The organism is Streptomyces sp. NPDC004126, assembly GCF_050275515.1.
Taxonomy (GTDB): Bacteria; Actinomycetota; Actinomycetes; order Streptomycetales; family Streptomycetaceae; genus Streptomyces.
Genome location: NZ_JBNNPF010000094.1, coordinates 1 through 17,945 on the forward strand (window position 1 = coordinate 1; position 17,945 = coordinate 17,945).

A 17,945-nucleotide genomic window follows, 5' to 3' on the forward strand; every position below is an offset into this window, starting at 1 on the left:
GCGCCTCGCGGGCCCGCCGGCGGCAGCCCATCCACCCCCCGGCCCCGCCCGGCCGGGCGGGCCCGCGGCGGTGCGCGCCGACACGCCCCGGCGGGATGCGGCGGTCCGGCGGGCCGGTGGACGAGGATCACACCGCGGTCACCGCCCCTCCCCCTCCCGCCGGAGTCGCCATGGCCCCCACCTGGGACCCACGCAGCCCCCGCCGTTCCGGAACGTCGATCCTGCCGGTCCTGCTGCCCATCGCGGTCCTGATCGTGCTGGCGGTGGGGGTCGGGTCGTGGCTGCAGTTCTCCGAGCGGCAGGCGCTCGACCGGGTGCACACGGCCGGGTCGGCGGCCGCCGACCGGGTGGACGTGCAGGCCACCGTGCAGCGCGTCGACGCCTCGTCCAGGGAGCTGGTCCTGCGGGTCCGGGTCACCCCGCGCGGGTCCCTCGGGGAGGAGGAGGGGACCGCGCCGGTGGCGGATCTGAGCCTCCAGACCTCCGCGGCGACCCTCGGGGACCTGGCGTTCAAGGCGCACGAGAGGATCCCGACCAGGGACGTGCAGGTCGCGCTGGCGGGCGGGTCGATCAGCGACTACCCGTTCGACTCGTACGAGACCGACGTGGAGTTCTGGGGCCTGCTGGGCGGCAGGCAGGTGCCGGTGCGGCTGCTGTTCTCCAACGGCGACAGCCTCTTCGCGGTCGACGCGGCCCCCGGCGGCCCACCGCAGGAGGCCGCCCTGGCGCTGGGGCTGGAGCGGTCGGGCAGCCTGCTCGTCTTCGCGGTCTTCATGATGGCCGTCATGTGGGCGCTGGCGGCGTCCGTGCTCATCGGCGCATGGTACCTGACGACCCGCGGCGAGGGCCTGGTCTGGCCCGCCCTCGCCTGGATGGCCGCCACCCTGTTCGCCCTCGCCGCGTTCCGCAACACCGCGCCCGGCACTCCCCCCATCGGCTGCGTGCTGGACTGGTTCGCCTTCCTGTGGGCCGAGACCGTCATCGCCCTGTGCCTGCTCGCCGTGGTCGTCACGGGCGTCCGCGCCGCCCTCCGCCCGGACGACGAGGGCGCGTAGGGTCGCCCCCGGGGACGAAGCGATGCGCAAGCGCTGCGTTTTGCCCCGCCCGCGCACCCGGTCCAGGCTCGGAAGGGGTGCGGGGCTCCCGTCGCACCCGAGAGGAGCGAGCCATGGCCGGTCACGAGCGGGGACGAGCCGAGCCGGGGGACCTGTGCCTGGTCACCGGTGCCACCGGCTACATCGGCGGCCGCCTGGTGCCCGAGCTCCTCGACGCCGGCCACCGGGTCCGGGCGATGGCCCGCTCCCCGGAGCGGCTGCGCGACCACCCCTGGGCCGGACGCGCGGAGGTGGTGCGCGCGGACGTCACCGACGCGGAGTCGCTGGACGCGGCGCTGCGCGGGGTGGACGTGGCCTACTACCTGGTGCACGGCCTCGGCGCGGGTCCGGGCTTCGAGGAGCGCGACCGGGCCGCGGCCCGTCTCTTCGCCGAGCGGGCCCGGGCGGCCGGCGTCCGGCGCATCGTCTACCTCGGGGGGCTGACCCCGGCGGGCCTGCCCCCCGAGGGCCTCTCGCCGCACCTGCGCTCCCGTGCCGAGGTCGGGCGCATCCTGCTGGCCTCGGGCGTGCCCTGCACCGTGCTGCGGGCGGCGGTGGTCATCGGCTCCGGTTCGGCCTCGTTCGAGATGCTGCGCTACCTGACGGAACGGCTGCCCGTCATGATCACGCCGAGCTGGGTGGGCACCCGGGTGCAGCCCATCGCCGTCCGCGACGTGCTCCGCTACCTCGTCGGCAGCGCGGGCATGCCCCCGGAAGTCAGCCGGGCCTTCGACATCGGCGGGCCGGACGTCCTCACGTACGAGGAGATGATGCACCGCTACGCGGCGGTCGCCGAGCTCCCGCACCGGCACATCCTGCGCGTGCCCATGCTCAGCCCGGGGCTCTCCAGCCACTGGATCGGCCTGGTCACCCCGGTACCCCGGGCGCTGGCCCGGCCGCTCGCCGAGTCGCTGCGCCACGAGGTGGTGTGCACCGAGCACGACATCGCCCGCTGGGTGCCCGATCCGCCCGGGGCGCCGCTGGCGTTCGACCGGGCGCTGGCCTTCGCCCTGCAGCGGGTCCGCGAGGCCCAGGTGACCACCCGGTGGTCCTCCGCCTCCCTGCCCGGCGCCCCCAGCGACCCGCTGCCCACCGACCCCGACTGGGCGGGCGGCAGCCTCTACACCGACCACCGCAGCACCGGGGTGGCGGCCCCGCCGGCGGCGCTGTGGCGGGTGGTGGAGGGCATCGGCGGCGAGCACGGCTGGTACTCCTTCCCCCTCGCCTGGGCCGTCCGGGGCTGGCTGGACCGGCTGGCGGGCGGCGCGGGCCTGCGCCGGGGCCGCCGTGACGCCGGCCGGCTGCGGGTGGGCGACGCCCTCGACTTCTGGCGGGTCGAGGAGATCGAGCCGGGCCGGCTGCTGCGGCTGCGCGCCGAGATGCGGGTGCCGGGTCTGGCGTGGCTGGAGATGTACGCCGAGCCCGACCCGGCGCACGAGGGCCGGTCGCGCTACCGGCAGCGCGCGCTCTTCCACCCGCGCGGCCTGCTCGGCCACCTGTACTGGTGGGCCGTGAGCCCCTTCCACGCGGCGGTGTTCGGCGGCATGGCCCGCAACATCGCCCACGCCGCCGAGCAGGCCCCGGCCGGCTAGCCGGCGCGGAGCGCGGCCAGCCGCTGTTCGAACGGCACCACCGTGAAGCCGTCCGCCGGGTCCACCGACGTGATCGCCCCGGTGAGCGAGCGGGGTGCGATCGCGGCGGCGGTGCCGACGTCCGGGGCCACCGCCGCGGCGGGCGCAGCGAAGCGGGCCAGCTCCGCGCCGGCCCGGGCGATCCGCCGCTCCAGCCCCTCCTGGCCCCAGTCCTCGGAGGCCGCGTACACGGCGGTCGGCAGGACGAGGGCGCGCAGGTGGGTGAAGAGCGGGCGCATGGCGTGCTCGGTGACCAGGGAGTGCCGGGCGGTGCCGCCGGTCGCCCCGAGGAGCACCGGCTTCCCGGTCAGGGCGTCCTTGTCGATGAGGTCGAAGAACGACTTGAACAGGCCGCTGTAGGAGGCCGCGAACACCGGTGTCACGGCGATCAGGCCGTCCGCGGCGGCCACCGCGTCGAGTGCGGCGGCCAGCCGGGCGGGCGGGAACCCGGTGACGAGGTGCTGGGCGATCTCCATCGCCAGGTCCCGCAGCTCGACCACCTCCGTCCGGGCGTCCGCGCGGGCCGGCACGGCAGCCGCCAGGCGGTCGGCGAGCAGCCGGGTGGACGAGGGCGAGCTCAGGCCGGCCGATACGACGACGAGCTTCATGCCCGCTCCTCCTCCTGGACCGTGGCGGCCGTGGCCGCGGCCGCGGCCACGCGGGCCCGGTGGGTCGGTGCGTCCGGCACGCCGGCCGGGCGCAGGCCGGCGAACTCCTTGCGCAGTACCGGTACGACCTCCTCGCCCAGCAGGTCGAGCTGCTCCAGGACGGTCTTCAGCGGCAGGCCCGCGTGGTCCAGCAGGAACAGCTGGCGCTGGTAGTCGCCGGCGTAGTCCCTGAAGGAGAGGGTCCGCTCGATGACCTGCTGCGGGGAGCCCACGGTCAGGGGCGTCTGGGAGGTGAACTCCTCCAGGGACGGGCCGTGGCCGTAGACCGGCGCGTTGTCGAAGTACGGGCGGAACTCGCGCACCGCGTCCTGCGAGTTCCGGCGCATGAACACCTGGCCGCCGAGTCCGACGATGGCCTGTTCGGGGGTGCCGTGCCCGTAGTGGGCGTAGCGCTCGCGGTAGAGGTTGACCATCTGCCGGGTGTGGGACGCCGGCCAGAAGATGTTGTTGTGGAAGAAGCCGTCGCCGTAGTAGGCGGCCTGCTCGGCGATCTCCGGCGAGCGGATGGAGCCGTGCCACACGAAGGGCGCGACGCCGTCGAGCGGGCGCGGGGTGGAGGTGAAGGACTGGAGCGGCGTACGGAACTTGCCCTTCCAGGTGACGACGTCCTCGTCCCAGAGGCGGCGCAGCAGGGCGTAGTTCTCGATGGCGAGGTCGATGCCGTCGCGGATGTCCTTGCCGAACCAGGGGTAGACGGGGCCGGTGTTCCCGCGGCCCGTCATGAGGTCGACGCGGCCGTCGGCGACGTGCTGGAGCATCGCGAAGTCCTCGGCGATCTTCACCGGGTCGTTCGTGGTGATCAGCGTCGTCGACGTGGACAGGATCAGGTTCTCGGTGCGCGCGGCGACGTAGCCGAGCATCGTCGTCGGCGAGGAGGGGACGAACGGCGGGTTGTGGTGCTCGCCGGTGGCGAAGACGTCGAGGCCGACCTCCTCGGCCTTCTGCGCGATCGTGAGCATCGCCTTGATGCGCTCGTGCTCGCCGGGCGCGCGTCCGGTCGTCGGGTCCGGTGTGACGTCACCGACGGTGAAGATCCCGAACTGCATGGCTCCCCTTCCCAAGATTGTTTATGATTCAACCATACCTCGGAACGGAAGGCGCCGCCGCCGTATTCCCGGCGGGAACCGGCCGAAGCCGTCCGGGTGCGGGCGCATCGCCGGGCGGAGCGCTACCCTCCGGCCATGATTGACATGGACACGCCCTACAGCAGGGCCCGGCGGGGCGGCCGCGGCGCCGGGCGCCCGCGAAGAACCGGCCTCCGCCTCCTCGTGTGCCTCCTCCTGGCGGCCCTCCTCTGCGCGCCGGGTGCCGCGGCCGCCCCGGCGCCGCACACCACTGCCGCCGGCACCCCGTCGGCGGCGGCCGCCGCACGCTGGGGCGACCGCCGCCTCGACGAGACCGCCTTCCTGACCACCCACAACTCCTTCACCAACTACGAGGACTCCCGCTGGAGCTCGGTGAACCAGTCCGAGTCGGTGCGCGCCCAGCTCGACAACGGGGTGCGCGGCCTGAGCCTGGACACGCACTGGTACGAGCACAGCACCTGGCTGTGCGTCATCAGCTTCGGCAGCGACTGCTACCCCAGCGACGTGTACCTGTGCCACGGCGACTGCAAGACCTTCGCCGGCGCCACGTACGCACTGCCCCGGCAGTCCTTCAGCGGCACGATGCAGACCGTGGTGGACTTCCTCGCCACCCACCCCCAGGAGTTCGTGACCGTCTTCCTGGAGGACTACGTCGGCGCCGACCAGCTGCGGCAGTCCCTGGGCCGGGTCCGCGGGCTCGACCAGCTGCTGTTCCGGCCCGACGCGTGGGGCGTCCGGCAGAACGGGTGGCCGAGGGTGGCCGATCTCGTCACCGCCGGCAAGCGCCTGCTGGTCTTCTCCGACCGCTCCGACCGGGAGGACCTGGGCGTCATGTACGACCGGTCGTGGACGGTCGCCAACTACTGGAGCCTCGGCGACATGGGCGACGACCTCTCGTGCGTCACCCGCTGGCCCGACGTCCCCCTGGACCGCCAGGAGCCGGGATTCCGGCGGCTGTTCACGATGAGCCACCACCGCAACGTGCCGACCGTCCTCACCGCGGCCCTCGACAACGGCGCCAAGCTCAGGAACCGCGTCGCCGGGCAGTGCCGGACCGCGGCCGGGGGGCGCACGCCGAACTTCGTCTCCGTCGACTTCCACCGGCTGTCCGACGGCACCGGCCACACTCCCGCCTCGGTCGTCGCCGAGCTGAACGCCGGCCCCTGACGCCCGCCCTCCGGCCCCTGCCGCCCGGGCGGCGGGGGCCGGTGCCGGTGCCCGCGCCGGTCAGAAGCCGCAGGCCGCCCGCGCGTCCCGGAAGCGGTCGGGGTGCCGCCGCCGGTACTCGACCAGCGACTGCGCGACCGCGGCGCCTTCGCCCACCGCGGCCCCGACCCGCTTCACGGACCCGGACCGGACGTCGCCCACGGCGAACACGCCGGGCACGCTGGTCTCCATCGGGAGCGCGTCCGGGCCCGCCCCGCCGCTGCCGGTCAGGACGTACCCGCGCTCGTCGAGCTTCAGCGCGCCGCCGAGCCACTCGGTCGACGGACGGCCGCCGATCAGGACGTACAGGCAGTGCGCGCCGACGGTCCGCTCGCCGCCGCCGCGCTCGCGCAGCCGGAGCCCGGTGAGGGTGTCCCCGCCGAGGCATTCCGCGACCTCGGTGCCCAGCAGGACCCGCAGGCCCGGGGTCCGTTCGATGCGCTGCACCAGGTAGCTCGACATGGAGGCGCCGAGGTCGGTGCCGCGCACCAGCAGGGTGACGGAGCGGGCGTAACGGGCGAAATAGAGGGCGGCCTGTCCGGCCGAGTTGCCCGCGCCCACCATGTACACGTCCTCGCCGGCCGTCGAGGGGGCGTCGGAGAGGCAGGACCCGTAGTACACGCCGGAGTTGAGGAGCCGGTCGACACCGGGGGCCGTGAGGCGGTTCCAGTCCACGCCGGTGGCGACCACCACGGCCGCCGCGGTCACCGAGCCCGCCTCCTCGGTGCCCGCCTTGACGAACTCGACGCTGTGGTCGCCCGTGCCCGTGGGGGCCACCCGGCCGGCGACCCGGGTGGGCTGCCACTCGACGCGGGCCCGGCGGGCCTGCTGGAGGGCGCGCTGGGCGAGGTCCCCGCCGGTCAGGCCCACGGGGAAGCCGAGGTAGTTCTCGATCCGCGAGGTCGACCCCGCCTGCCCGCCGGGGGCGTCGTCCTCGATCACGACCACGCTCATGCCCTCGGCGGCGGCGTACACGGCGGCGGACAGGCCTCCGGGGCCGCCGCCGATCACTGCGACGTCGTAGTGGTCCTGGCCGGCGGGGCGGATCAGGCCGAGCCGTTCGGCCAGTTCGCTGATCGAGGGGTCCGTCAGCTCGGTGCCGTCGCCGAGCCGGACGGTCACCGGGGCGTCCCGCGCGTCCTCCTCGGGCAGCCAGCGGAAGATCACACCGCTGCGGCCGAGGAAGTCCCGCACGGCATAGGCGGCGGGCGAGAACCGGCTGCCGCGCACCTCGGCGGTCGGCAGGTCGCCCCGGCAGTCGGCGTTCCAAGTGCACAGGGAGTCGTCGAGCGCGACCCGGAGGTGCTCGGCCGGGTGTTCGCCGGGTCGGGGCCCCGCCCCGGCGGCGGGCGCGTCGCCGGCTTCGGGTGCGTCGCCGGAGCGCCGGGCCAGGGGCAGCCAGCGCACGCCGGGGTGCGCGGTGGCGGGCTCGGGGGCCTCGTCGGCGAGCACCGCGGCCACCGGCACCTTCCGGTCGGCCAGCGCGTTCAGCGCCCGGACCACCTCCGCGGGGCCGCCGACCTGGAGCACCCGGAACGACGTCCGGTACCAGCTCTGCACCAGCTCGGCCGTCTCGTGCCGGCGGATCGGATCGGGGTCGGACAGAACGATCACCGGCAGTGCGGCATCGGCCATCAGGGGGTCCTCCACAAGTATCGAAAGATCGCTTCCGTTCGGGTCAACGAGCGGGGAGGCGATACGAACCGGCCGTGGAGGACCCCTTGCGGCGGCGTTCCTCAGAGGCGGCCGAAGAACTGGTTGCCGCGGGCCGCGTGGTTCTCGCTGGTGTAGTACTCCTTCATCGCGGAGCTGATCTCCTCGCGGCTCAGCTGCCCGTCGCCGTCGACGTCCAGCCGGTCGAAAGCCTCGTCGAAGGTCTGCCGGGGCAGCCGGAACATGCCGTGCAGCAGGGAGGTGTACTCGTCCCGGCTGAGCATGCCGTCGCCGTCGCGGTCGCCGAGCTCGGTCCAGGCGTTGCTCATGTTGCGGATCCGCTCCCAGATCCGGTTCTGGTCGGTGACGATCCGCGCCCGGAACGCCGCCCGGAACTCCTGCCGGTCGACTCCCCCGTCGTCGTTGCGGTCCATCCGCTGGAAGACGGTGTCCCAGAGCTCCGCCAGCGAGTCCCGCAGCCCGGCCACGTCGTCCGGGGTGAGGCCGAGCGACTCCGCGAGACGGTCCGAGAGGCCGATGACGTCCGACTTGTCGAGCCGCCCGTCGCGGTCCGAGTCGAAGACGTCGAACGACCGGTCCAGCTTGATGTCCAGAACGCTCACGACAACATCCCCTTCACTCCTGGTAGCTACTCCGCCACAGTGCGGAGCGGGCCCAGGAAACCACACGGCCGCACCTGCGCGCAGCGAACGCCCGGGACCGCTGGGCGTTCCGGGTGACGGGGCGGGCGGGCGTCCGATACGGGTCAGCGCGCGCCGGCCCCCGTGCCCGGGCCCCGCCGGTGGCGCAGCCAGGCCGTCAGGGCCGCCTGGAGTTCGGCCACTTCACGGTGGGTGAGGGCCTCGCCGCCCGGACCGGCGTGCAGGCGCACCCCGGCCCCGGTGACGCTCCAGCCGGTGCCGGGCCCCGGGCGGGAGGCGAGGGTCCGGCCCTCGGCGAGCGCGCCCAGCGCCCGGCGGACCGCCGGGGGGACGCCGGCCGGGCCGGGCCGCGGTGCGGCGGTGCGTGTCCGCGGGGTGAGGCCGATGGCGGCGTAGAAGGCGGTCAGGGCGTCGTCGAGCGTGCCGGGGCCGGCGGGGGCGGCTCCGGTGAATTCGGCGATCAGCTCAGGATGCGCCCGGGGTGCGTGCTCGCCCCACGGGCGGGGGTGGAGGGGGCGTTCGTCGGTGTCGAGCCGGACGCAGACCGGCGGGATCAGCTCCCGGCCGTAGCCCTGGTGCAGCAGAGCGGCGTACACCCGGCGCAGGGCGGCGGCCTGACGGGGCACCGGATGCGGGTCCGGGGCGGCCGGGGCCTGCGGTCTGGCCGGGCTCGGTGCCATGCCGAGGAGGCCGCCGCTGTGGTGCAGGACGCCCGCCTGGGTGAGCACCACCGTGGCCTGCCGGCCCTTCCTGTCCCAGCCGAGCCGGAACCCGACCACCGTGGTCCCCATCCGCCCGCTCCTCCCCCGGCCGCCGCCACCCGGGCCCGGCCGTCCAGGGCACGGTAGCCAGAGGCGTGCGCGCCGGGGGCGGGCATGGCCGAGGTCCGCCCCCGGCCGGGCCGAGTGTGCTAGGAGGCGTCTCACGGATCGTCACCCCGGGCTGGAAAGGCTCGACTTGTGCCCGGCTGGCCTGCGACGATGCCGTCATGACGCAGATCATCAAGGGGGGCAATCTGCCCATGTCCGGCGAGCCCATGCGGGTCGCCGTGGTCCGTCGGGCGGCCGGGCAGGGTGTGCCCGAGATCGACCCGGCGGCACTGCTGCTGGACGACAGCGGAAAGGTGAGGGGCCGCAGCGACCTCGTCTTCTACAACCAGCGCGCGCACGCCGCCAGCGCCGTGGAACTCCTGGGCAACGCCCGCAGCGAGGACGGCCGGATGGCGGACTGGCTGGAGATCGACCCCGGCCGGGTCGAGCCGGAGGTGGAGCGCATCGTGATCGCGGCCTCCTCCGAGGGCGCGACCTTCGGGGAGATACCGGGGCTGTACCTGGAGGCGGTCAGCACCGCCACGGGCGAGAGGATGGTGGTGTACTCGGTCGACGACGACGACGCGACGACCGAGACGGCCTACGTGCTGGGCGAGTTCTACCGCCGCGACGGGGGCTGGAAGTTCCGCGCGGTCGGGCAGGGCTACGACTCCGGTCTCCCGGGGCTGGCCGAGGACTACGGGTTCGCGGTGGAGGACGAGACGGAGGCCGAGGCGGAGGCCGAGGCGCAGGCGGATACCGGTCCGCCGCCCGCACCCGCGCTGCCCGAGGCCCCGCCGCCCGCCCCTCCGCTGCCCGCGCCGGCGGCCCCGGCGGGGGCCGTTCCGGCCGCGGCGGTTCCGGAGGCGGCTGCGGCTGCGGCGGCCGTCCCGCCGGGGGCCGGGGCAGAAGCGGCCGCCGCGGCGCCCGCCGTACCCGCCGGCGTCCCCGTCTCCAAGTCGGGCGCCCCGCTGCTCGGCACCATCACCAGGCGGATCAACAGCCTCCCGACCGACTTCGGCCCGGACTTCCCCGTCTTCACCCAGGAGGGCAGGGGGGAGGACATCGTCCGGGTGGAGTCGGCCACGGCCGCCGGCTTCGCGGTCGTCGACCTGGTCCGCCTCGGGGACGGCCACGTCGAGGTCAGCCGCTTGAACCACCGCAACCGCGAGCAGAGCCCCTCGGCCCTGAGCGGCTGGGCCGACGACTTCACCGGGCGCGGGATCGTGGACCACGACGGGAACGGACCGCTGCGGCTGCGCGTGAAGGCGCGGGGCGAGTGGAAGATCACCGTCAGCCCGGTCTCGGTGCTGCGGGACGCCTCCGAACGCGTCGAGGGCGTCGGCTCCGACGTCCTGGCGTACTCGGGGCCCGCCGTCGACCTCGCCGTCAGGTACCGCAACAGCAAGGACGACGGCTGGTTCCGGCTGGAGTCCCTCCGGCGCAGCGCCTCGCGCCGCACCCTGCACAGCGGTGACCGGTGGCCGGGGCGCAGCACCGTGGCGCTGACCCGCGGGGCACGGCTGCTGATCGTCGACTACGACAGCGCCTGGTCCCTCACCCCCCGCGAGGTCACCCCGCACCCCAACCGGCGGGAGGGCGAGGTCCCGCCGTTCTGGCGGCGCCTGCGCTGACCGGCGCGCCCCGCGCGCTCAGCGGGCCCCCACCGCCGTGACGAGCTCCTCCGGCAGGCCCAGCAGGCGCAGGGCGTCCGGTACGGAGGGGCCGAGCGCGGACACGGCCGCGGCGACGCTGTCGTAGTGGGTCCGGGCGGCGGCGCGGTCGCCCCGGGCCTCGGCCGTACGGCCGAGGCCGCCGAGGCAGCGCAGCCGGTTGCCGAGGCTCTTGACCCAGTGGGGGTCGATCCGGTCGAGTGCGTCCGCGTAGAGCCGCTCCGCCTCCTGCGGCCGTCCCTCCAGCAGGGCGATGTCGCCGAGGCCGCGCAGGGCGGCGGCGTGGGCCGCGGGGCTGCCGCTGCCGCGGGCCAGGGCGGCGGCCCGGGAGTAGTCCTCGCGGGCGGCGGCGGGGTCGTGGGGCAGCCGGTGGTCGCCGCGGTTGACCAGGAGGTCGGCGGAGTCCTCGGCGGCGCCGAGTTCCCCGGTGAGAACGAGGGCGCGGTCGGTCAGCGCGATGGCCCGTGCCCGGTCGGCGCGGCCGGCCGCGAGGCCGGCGAGGGCGTCCAGGGCCAGCGCGGTGCCCCAGCGGTCGCCGAGCCCGCGGAACCGGTCGGCGGCCGCGTCGAAGGCCCGCTCGGCGCCGGCGGCGTCGCCCTCGCCGAGGGTCGCGTACCCGGACACGTAGCGGGCGGCCGCACGCGCCCACGGGTCGGGGCAGTCGTGCTGGGAGGAGACGAGCGCGAACGCGTCCCGGGCGTGCCGGGTGTCCTGCCGGTCGGTCTCGCCGGCGGTCCGCATCATCCAGAGGAGGGGGACCACCGGGTAGCGGCCCGGGCGGTCTCCCGGCCAGGCGGCGGCCAGTGCCCGCAGGGCCGCCGTGCGGTGGCGCTGCCAGAGCGGCCGGCCCGCCGTCGTGGAGGCGGCGAGCAGGACGCAGGCGGCGTACTCCTCGCCGAGGTCCTGCGCGACGAGGTCCTCCGCGACCAGGTGGCCCGGCCCGGCGTCGTCGGTGAGCAGGGCGAGCGCGTACGGGGCCGCGGCGGCGGACGCGCCGCGGATCCACAGCGACGTCGAGGCGGCGGCGAGCAGTTCCAAGGCGGTGCGGGTCTCGTGGGCGCCGACCGCCCAGCGCAGCGCGGCCAGCAGGTTGTCGTGCTCGGCCGCGAGGCGGGGCAGCCACCGCAGCTGCTCCGCCCGCAGCAGGTGCGGATCGGCCCGGCGGTGCAGTTCCAGCAGGTGCCGGGCGTGGCCGCGGCGGGTGGCCTCGCCCTCGCCCGCCTCCTCCAGGCGTTCCGTTCCGTACGCGCGGACCGTCTCCAGCATCCGCAGGCGTCCCGCGCCCGCGGTCTCCAGCAGGGACTTGTCGGCCAGCGAGTCCAGGACGTCGGCGTCCGTGCCGCAGACCTGGCGTGCGCTCTCGCCGCAGGCTCCGCCCGCGAAGACGGTGAAGCGGCGGGCGGCGCGCTGTTCGGCGTCCGTCAGCAGGTCCCAGCTCCAGGCCACCACCGAGCGCATCGTGCGGTGCCGTTCGGCGGAGGTGCGGCTGCCGCGGGCGGTGATGCCGAGGAGGTCGTCCAGCCGTCCGGCGAGGTCCTCCGGTTCCAGGGTGCGCAGGCGGGCCGCCGCGAGTTCGATGGCCAGCGGCAGGCCGTCGAGCGCGGCGCAGATCCGGCGTACGAGTTCGGGTGCACCGGTGGGGCCCCTGCGTACGGCGCGGGCCCGGTCGGTGAACAGGCGTACGGCGGCGGCCTCGTCCAGGGGCCTGACCTGCCGGACGTGTTCGCCGATGACCCCGAGGGGTTCGCGGCTGGTGGCCAGCACCCGCAGCCGGGGGCAGGCGGCGAGCAGGCGGGCGGCCAGCGCGGCGGCCTCGTCGACGACGTGCTCGCAGTTGTCCAGGACGAGCAGGAGCGGCCGGTCGGCGAGGGCCGCGACCAGCCGGTCGAGCGCGGTGCGCGGCGGGCCGTCCCCCATCTGGAGGCCGTTCTCGCGCAGCCCGAGCGCGGCCAGGACGCTGCGGGCGGCCCGCCCCGGCCGGGGGTCCCTCTCGGGCGGTGCCGACGGGCCGCCTTCGCGCAGCGCGGCCAGTTCGACGAAGCAGACGCCGGCCGTGGCGGCGGTGGCCGCGACCTCCACCGCCAGGCGGGTCTTGCCGACGCCGCCGGGGCCGGTCAGGGTGACCAGCCGGGACTCCTGCAACAGGGCGAGGGCCTCGGCGGCTTCCTCCTCGCGGCCGACGAAGGAGGTCAGCTGGGCGGGTGGTGCGGCGGGCCCGGGAACGGGGGCGGTGTCCAGCAGTTCGGCGTGGAGGGAGGTGAGTCCGGCCGACGGGTCGGCGCCCAGTTCCTCGGCCAGGTGCCGTCTGGTCTGCTCGAAGACCACGAGGGCCTCGGCCTGGCGCCCCTGGGCGGACAGTGCGCGCATCAGCAGCGCGGCGGGCCGTTCCCGCAGCGGGTGGCGGTCGGCGAGCTCGCGCAACTCGGCTACGGCCGCCCGGTGTTCGCCGAGCCGCAGCTCCGCTTCGATCCGGTCCTCCAGGGCGGCCAGGCGTGCTTCCTCCAGCCGTGCCGCCGCGGCCCGGGCCGACTCGCTCCCGTCGAGCCCGGCGAGGGCGGGGCCGCGCCACAGCTCCAGGGCCCGGCGCAGTCCGGCGGCGGCCCGGGCGGGGTCGCCGGCGGTGAGGGCGGCGCGTCCTTCGGCGGCCAGCGCCTCGAACCGGGCCGCGTCCACCGCGTCTTCCGGTACCGCGATGCGGTAGCCCGCGCCGACCCGTTCGATGGGGGCCGCCGGGCCCAGGGCGGTGCGCAGCCGGGAGACCTGGGACTGGAGGGCGTGCGCGGACACGGCCGCGCCCGGTTCGACCTCCTCTGCCAGCCGCTCGGCCGGGACGACGCGGCCCGGGCTGATCAGCAGCAGGGCGAGCAGGGCGCGCCGGGCGGGACCGCCGAGCGGCACCTCGGTCCCGTCGTCGTGCCGTGCCTGGGTCTCTCCGAGGATGCCGAACCACATGCCGGCGATTATCCCCCGGGCACGGAGGGGGAGTTCAGGCGGTGTGGGCGAGCGGGCCGAGCCAGGTGCCGCCGGACACGTCGACGGTCTGGCCGGTGACCCAGCGTCCCTGGGGGCCGGCGAGGAAGCCGACCACGTCGGCGACGTCCTCCGGCTCGCCGATCCGGCCGAGCGCGGTGACCGCCTCCAGGGCCGCGACGACCTCCGGGACGGCGGTGTAGCCGGCCGTCAGGTCGGTGCGTACGGCTCCGGGTGCGACCGTGTTCACGGTGATGCCGCGGGGGCCGAGTTCGTTGGCGAGGGAGGGGGCCATGGCTTCCAGGGCCGCCTTGCTGACGGTGTAGCCGATCTGGGTGGAGACCGCGAAGCGGCTGGCGGTCGACCCCATGTTGATGATGCGGCCGCCGTCGTTCAGCAGCGGCAGGGCCCGCTGGACGACGAAGAACGGGGTGCTCACGTTGACGGCCATCAGGGTGGCGAACTCCTCCTCGGTGACCTGTCCGATGGAGTTGCCGGAGATGATGCCCGCGTTGTTGACGAGGATGTCGAGGCCCTCGGCTCCGTGCTCCGCCAGTCCCCGGTCCAGCCCTTCGAAGAGCCGGTCCACGGCTCCCGCCCCGCCGAACACGGCGCGGACGGCGAAGGCGCGGCCGCCGGCCTCCGCGATCCGTGCCACGGTCTCCTCGGCGGCGGCCCCGTTCGTGCCGTAGTGCACCGCCACCAGCGCTCCCTCGGCGGCCAGCCGCAGCGCGACGGCCCGTCCGATGCCGCGCGACCCGCCGGTCACCAGTGCGGTCTTGCCGGTCAGCTGCTCGCCCATGTCCTCGGCTCCCCTGTCGTGTGTCCGCCCGGTGCCCCTCGGTGGGGCCCGGTGACATCACTCTCCGGGGGAGCGCTCACCGGCGGCTCACCGCCCGCTCACCGGCCGGTGTCCGTACGGCCCGCCATCTTGGAGTGGTGGTAGGAGTAGCCGAAGTAGATGACCAGGCCGACGAGGAACCAGACGACGAAGCGGAGCCAGGTCTCCACGCGGAGGTAGGTGATGAGCCAGATCGACGCGATGACGCCGACGGCGGGGGTGAAGGGCATCAGCGGGGTGCGGAAGGTGCGGGGAAGGTCGGGGCGCCTGTAGCGGAGCACGATGACCGAGGCGCACACGACGGCGAAGGCGAGCAGGATGCCGATGTTGGTGAGTTCCGCGGCCTCGCCGATGGGCACGAATCCGGCGATGGCCGCCGAGGCCACGCCGACGATCCAGGTGACGCGGGTCGGGACGTGGCGGGTGGGGTGGGTCTTGGCGAACCAGCCGGGCAGCAGTCCGTCGCGGCTCATGGAGAACCACACGCGGGTCACGCCGAGCATGAAGGTGAACATGACGGTGAGGATGCCGATGATCGCGCCGACCGCGATGATGTCGGCGACGACCGGCAGCCCGGCCGCCTTGAAGGCGCTGGAGAATCCGCTCTCCGGGTCGATGTCGGTGTACTTCTGCATGCCCGTCAGGACCAGGCAGGCGAGGACGTACAGCACCATGGCGATGGCGAGGGAGTAGAGGATCGCCTTGGGCATGTGCCGCTGCGCGTCCTTGGACTCCTCGGCCGCCGTGCTCATGGCGTCGTAGCCGAAGACGGCGAAGAAGACGGTGGCGGCTCCGGTGAAGGCGCCGCCGATGCCGAACGGGAAGAAGGGCGTGTAGTTGTCGGCCTTGATGTGGAAGAAGCCGACGACGATCACCAGCAGCACGACCAGCACCTTGAGGACGACCACGACCGTCTCGAAGCGGGCGGCGTTCTTGATGCCGAGGGTGAGCAGGTAGGCCGTGAACAGGCACAGGACGGCCGCGATGAGGTCGAAGCGGTGTCCTTCGCCGGTGCCGGGGGCGCCGAGCATCCAGGTGGGGAGGGAGGCGCCGGTCTCCTCCAGCAGGAAGTTGAAGTAGCCGGAGATGCCGATGGCGACGACCGCGACGATCGCCGTGTACTCCAGCAGCAGGTCCCAGCCGATGAACCAGCCGACGAGCTCGCCGAGGACGGCGTACCCGTAGGTGTAGGCGGAGCCGGCCTTCGGGATCAGGCCGGCGAACTCGGCGTAGGAGAAGGCGGCCGCGGCGCTGGCGATGCCGGCGATGAGGAAGGAGAGCAGCACGGCCGGTCCCGCGACGCCGTTGGCGACGGTCCCGGCGAGGGTGAAGATGCCGGCGCCGATGATGCCGCCGACGCCGATGGCGGTGAGCTGCCAGAGGCCGAGGGTGCGGGTGAGCTGCTGGCTGGGCGCCCCTTCGGGCTCCTCGATGTGCTCGATCGGCTTGCGGCGCAGTACGCCCTGCCCTGACCACAGGCTGGCCATGCTCCGATCCTTTCGGCCGGGGTGACGGGCGCACATCATCTCGGAGCCGGAGCCCTTGCGGAACTAGGCGCTCCGGTGGCGTGCGCCCGGGTCCGTTCACGGACCCGGGCGGGGCCGGTTCCCGTCAGTTCCAGATCCGGAGCTTCTCCGGGTTGCGCACCGCCCAGATGCGGGTGATCCGGTCGCCCGTGAGGCCGAAGGCGGCCACCGATACGGTGGTGGTGCCGAACCGGGCCACGAGGCCGGGGCGGCCGTTGACGGAGCGTTCCAGGAGGGTCAGGCCGGGCGTCGACCTGCCGCCGGTGTCGGTCAGGTAGCGGGCGATCCGGTCCGCGCCCACGAGGGGGTGCCGTACGGCGCTCACCAGGCCGCCGCCGTCGGCGACCATCGTGGCGTCGGGGTCGAGGAGGCCGACGAGGGCCGGGACGTCCTTGGCCTCCCAGGCCCGTTTGAAGTCCCTGATGACGCGGGTCCGTCCGGCGGCCGGGCCCGGGTGGGGGCGGGCCGTGCCGATCCGGCGGCGGGCCGACGCCGCCAGCTGGCGGCAGGCCGCCGGGGTGCGGCCGAGGATGCCGGCCACGTCGGCGAAGGGGTAGCGGAACACGTCGTGGAGGACGAACGCGACCCTTTCGGCGGGGGTCATCGCTTCCAGTACGACGAGGAAGGCCATGTCGACCGACTCGTCGAGGGTGATCCGGTCGGCCGGGTCGGTGCCGGCGCCGCCGTGCGCGCCCGTCCACTCCGTGCGGTCGGGCAGCGGCTCGGGAACCCACTGCCCGACGTAGCTCTCGCGCCGGGCGCGGGCGGAGCCGAGTACGTCGAGGCAGACGCGGCTCGCCACGGTGGTCAGCCAGGCGCCGGGCGATTCGACGGCGTCCTGCTTCTCCCGCGGCATGGCGTACCAGCGGGTGTAGGCCTCCTGTACGGCGTCCTCGGCCTCGGACAGGGAGCCGAGGAAGCGGTAGGCGAGGTTGGTCAGCCGGGTGCGCTCGCCCGTGAGCACGCTCAGCGCCGAATCTGTGGTCATGGGGCCATCCTCGGCGAAACGGCCTGGTGGAGGGCGGGTTGGTGCCTCACCTCACATCCGCGGGGGCTGCGTCGTCGTCATGACGAGACGGCGGGGCGTTCCCGGTACACCGTCGGCGGACAGGACGAGAGGGGCTCACCATGCCCGAGCAGACGGCGGCGGGGAAGTTCATGCGGATCTCGGCGGCCTTGCAGGTCGTGGGCGTCTTCTTCCAGGCGGTCACGGCGGGGATGCTGCTGTCGACCGAGTACGGGGAGGCGCTGCACGGGGCGGGGGCGCGGGGCATGTACGCCGCGTCGATGCTGTACGTGCTGGCAGCGGTCCTGGGGTGGCGTCCGGGCGGCGGGCCGGTCAGACCGGTCCTGTACGCGGTCGGCATGCTGGTGCTCGCCTCGGCGCAGGTCGTGCTGGGCATCGCGCACGTGGCGTCCGTGCACGTCCCGCTGGGCGTGCTGATGTTCGGCCTGAGCGTCCTCCTGCTGGGGCACTCGGTGGTGGGCGGCCGCCTCGGCGCCCGGACGGCCTGAGCCGTCCGGGCGCGGGGCGGGCGTCCCGGCCGGGCCGTTGGCCCGGCTGCCGCCCCTTGGGAACGAACTGCCCGCGGAGCCGGTGGTGTTGAGGAGAGCGGAGGCGCGTTGCGGGGTGCGCGGCACGAACATAGACTCGCGCATCCCGGAAGTACGTGTCGAAACGGAGCGCAGCATGCCCAAGGTCACGGCGATCGCCCTGCTCAAGGCGGCCCCTGGCGCCGAGGACAGGGTTCGCGAGCAGGCGCTGTCCCTGGTCGCGCCCTCGCGGGCCGAGCCGGGCAACATCAGCTACCAGGCGTACGTCCACCCCGAGGACCCGAGTGCGTGGCTGGTGTTCGAGGAGTGGGAGGACCAGTCCGCGTTCGAGGCACACCTGTCGAGCCCGCACCTGACCGAGGCGCTCGCGGCGGGTCCGGGACTGCTGGTGGGCCCGCCGGCCGAGCACGTGTTCACCGTCGGCGAGTGACCCGCACCCGGTGACCGGCGGCCCGGGCGGCCCGGACCCGAGGGAGACGGCCTAGGTGTATTGATCACGAGCGTTGTTGACAGTCGGCGGGTCTTGAACATGGCGAAGACCTCCGGTGTGGTGGGAGCTGTCTAGGAACTCAC

At 74.6% G+C, this 17,945-nt stretch carries 15 protein-coding genes; 6 read left to right on the forward strand and 9 right to left on the reverse strand.

The window, feature by feature from the left end:
- On the forward strand, positions 1-1,055 hold a 1,055-nt coding region (locus tag ACQKM2_RS39470), incomplete at its 5' end, for a DUF4436 family protein (protein ID WP_427718718.1).
- Between the two features lie 113 nt (positions 1,056-1,168).
- Entirely contained in the window at positions 1,169-2,686 is a 1,518-nt protein-coding gene (locus ACQKM2_RS39475) for an SDR family oxidoreductase (protein ID WP_427718721.1), read from the forward strand.
- Here the strand turns inward: ACQKM2_RS39475 and ACQKM2_RS39480 are convergent.
- Complete coding sequence (locus ACQKM2_RS39480) at positions 2,683-3,333, reverse strand: CE1759 family FMN reductase (protein WP_427718724.1); 651 nt, start codon at positions 3,331-3,333, stop codon at positions 2,683-2,685. The two genes, ACQKM2_RS39475 and ACQKM2_RS39480, sit on opposite strands and share 4 nt — an antisense overlap.
- A complete protein-coding gene (locus ACQKM2_RS39485; RefSeq protein ID WP_427718727.1) occupies positions 3,330-4,439 on the reverse strand; it encodes an LLM class flavin-dependent oxidoreductase in 1,110 nt (369 codons plus the stop codon). Before ACQKM2_RS39485 ends, ACQKM2_RS39480 begins: the two co-directional genes overlap by 4 nt.
- A gap of 135 nt (positions 4,440-4,574) precedes the next feature.
- On the opposite strand from ACQKM2_RS39485, the gene ACQKM2_RS39490 reads away from it, so the two are divergent.
- The gene (locus ACQKM2_RS39490; RefSeq protein ID WP_427718730.1) at positions 4,575-5,645 is read left to right on the forward strand and encodes a PI-PLC domain-containing protein; all 1,071 of its coding nucleotides are present in this window, start codon (positions 4,575-4,577) and stop codon (positions 5,643-5,645) included.
- Between the two features lie 60 nt (positions 5,646-5,705).
- On the opposite strand, the gene ACQKM2_RS39495 is transcribed toward ACQKM2_RS39490, so the two are convergent.
- The 3 genes from ACQKM2_RS39495 to ACQKM2_RS39505 all read right to left on the reverse strand — a co-directional run bounded on the left by ACQKM2_RS39495 (position 5,706) and on the right by ACQKM2_RS39505 (position 8,790).
- The gene (locus ACQKM2_RS39495) at positions 5,706-7,319 is read right to left on the reverse strand and encodes an NAD(P)/FAD-dependent oxidoreductase (protein WP_427718733.1); all 1,614 of its coding nucleotides are present in this window, start codon (positions 7,317-7,319) and stop codon (positions 5,706-5,708) included.
- Between the two features lie 101 nt (positions 7,320-7,420).
- Positions 7,421-7,960, reverse strand: a complete 540-nt coding sequence (locus ACQKM2_RS39500) for an EF-hand domain-containing protein (protein ID WP_125815708.1) — start codon at positions 7,958-7,960, stop codon at positions 7,421-7,423.
- 143 nt (positions 7,961-8,103) lie between these two features.
- Positions 8,104-8,790, reverse strand: a complete 687-nt coding sequence (locus ACQKM2_RS39505; protein ID WP_427718737.1) for a hypothetical protein — start codon at positions 8,788-8,790, stop codon at positions 8,104-8,106.
- A 197-nt stretch (positions 8,791-8,987) separates the two neighbouring features.
- On the opposite strand from ACQKM2_RS39505, the gene ACQKM2_RS39510 reads away from it, so the two are divergent.
- Positions 8,988-10,442 carry a TerD family protein gene (locus ACQKM2_RS39510; RefSeq protein WP_427718738.1) on the forward strand — a complete coding sequence of 485 codons (1,455 nt, stop codon included), beginning with the start codon at positions 8,988-8,990 and terminating at the stop codon, positions 10,440-10,442.
- A gap of 18 nt (positions 10,443-10,460) precedes the next feature.
- Here the strand turns inward: ACQKM2_RS39510 and ACQKM2_RS39515 are convergent, their stop codons facing one another.
- The 4 genes from ACQKM2_RS39515 to sigJ form a co-directional block, all read right to left on the reverse strand.
- The gene (locus ACQKM2_RS39515) at positions 10,461-13,433 is read right to left on the reverse strand and encodes a BTAD domain-containing putative transcriptional regulator (protein ID WP_427718740.1); all 2,973 of its coding nucleotides are present in this window, start codon (positions 13,431-13,433) and stop codon (positions 10,461-10,463) included.
- 34 nt (positions 13,434-13,467) lie between these two features.
- Positions 13,468-14,253 (reverse strand): SDR family oxidoreductase, encoded by a 786-nt coding sequence (locus ACQKM2_RS39520; RefSeq protein ID WP_427718742.1) that lies wholly within the window; start codon positions 14,251-14,253, stop codon positions 13,468-13,470.
- A gap of 98 nt (positions 14,254-14,351) precedes the next feature.
- Positions 14,352-15,779: an amino acid permease gene (locus ACQKM2_RS39525; RefSeq protein WP_427718744.1), complete on the reverse strand. Its 1,428-nt coding sequence runs from the start codon at positions 15,777-15,779 to the stop codon at positions 14,352-14,354.
- 124 nt (positions 15,780-15,903) lie between these two features.
- Complete coding sequence (gene sigJ / locus ACQKM2_RS39530; RefSeq protein WP_427718747.1) at positions 15,904-16,806, reverse strand: RNA polymerase sigma factor SigJ; 903 nt, start codon at positions 16,804-16,806, stop codon at positions 15,904-15,906.
- Between the two features lie 140 nt (positions 16,807-16,946).
- Between sigJ and ACQKM2_RS39535 the strand changes: the two genes are divergently transcribed.
- Both ACQKM2_RS39535 and ACQKM2_RS39540 read left to right on the forward strand, forming a co-directional pair.
- Entirely contained in the window at positions 16,947-17,333 is a 387-nt protein-coding gene (locus tag ACQKM2_RS39535; RefSeq protein WP_427718749.1) for a hypothetical protein, read from the forward strand.
- Positions 17,334-17,508: 175 nt separating this feature from the next.
- Positions 17,509-17,802 (forward strand): putative quinol monooxygenase, encoded by a 294-nt coding sequence (locus ACQKM2_RS39540; protein ID WP_427718751.1) that lies wholly within the window; start codon positions 17,509-17,511, stop codon positions 17,800-17,802.
- Positions 17,803-17,945 lie beyond the last annotated feature (143 nt).

Bases quoted from the DNA above. Each gene is read 5' to 3' on its own strand.
- ACQKM2_RS39475 (WP_427718721.1), top strand. From the start codon at position 1,169: ATGGCCGGTCACGAGCGGGGACGAGCCGAGCCGGGGGACCTGTGCCTG.
- ACQKM2_RS39480 (WP_427718724.1), bottom strand. From the start codon at position 3,333: ATGAAGCTCGTCGTCGTATCGGCCGGCCTGAGCTCGCCCTCGTCCACC.
- ACQKM2_RS39485 (WP_427718727.1), bottom strand. From the start codon at position 4,439: ATGCAGTTCGGGATCTTCACCGTCGGTGACGTCACACCGGACCCGACG.
- ACQKM2_RS39490 (WP_427718730.1), top strand. From the start codon at position 4,575: ATGATTGACATGGACACGCCCTACAGCAGGGCCCGGCGGGGCGGCCGC.
- ACQKM2_RS39495 (WP_427718733.1), bottom strand. From the start codon at position 7,319: ATGGCCGATGCCGCACTGCCGGTGATCGTTCTGTCCGACCCCGATCCG.
- ACQKM2_RS39505 (WP_427718737.1), bottom strand. From the start codon at position 8,790: ATGGGGACCACGGTGGTCGGGTTCCGGCTCGGCTGGGACAGGAAGGGC.
- ACQKM2_RS39510 (WP_427718738.1), top strand. From the start codon at position 8,988: ATGACGCAGATCATCAAGGGGGGCAATCTGCCCATGTCCGGCGAGCCC.
- ACQKM2_RS39515 (WP_427718740.1), bottom strand. From the start codon at position 13,433: ATGTGGTTCGGCATCCTCGGAGAGACCCAGGCACGGCACGACGACGGG.
- ACQKM2_RS39520 (WP_427718742.1), bottom strand. From the start codon at position 14,253: ATGGGCGAGCAGCTGACCGGCAAGACCGCACTGGTGACCGGCGGGTCG.
- ACQKM2_RS39525 (WP_427718744.1), bottom strand. From the start codon at position 15,779: ATGGCCAGCCTGTGGTCAGGGCAGGGCGTACTGCGCCGCAAGCCGATC.
- sigJ (WP_427718747.1), bottom strand. From the start codon at position 16,806: ATGACCACAGATTCGGCGCTGAGCGTGCTCACGGGCGAGCGCACCCGG.
- ACQKM2_RS39535 (WP_427718749.1), top strand. From the start codon at position 16,947: ATGCCCGAGCAGACGGCGGCGGGGAAGTTCATGCGGATCTCGGCGGCC.
- ACQKM2_RS39540 (WP_427718751.1), top strand. From the start codon at position 17,509: ATGCCCAAGGTCACGGCGATCGCCCTGCTCAAGGCGGCCCCTGGCGCC.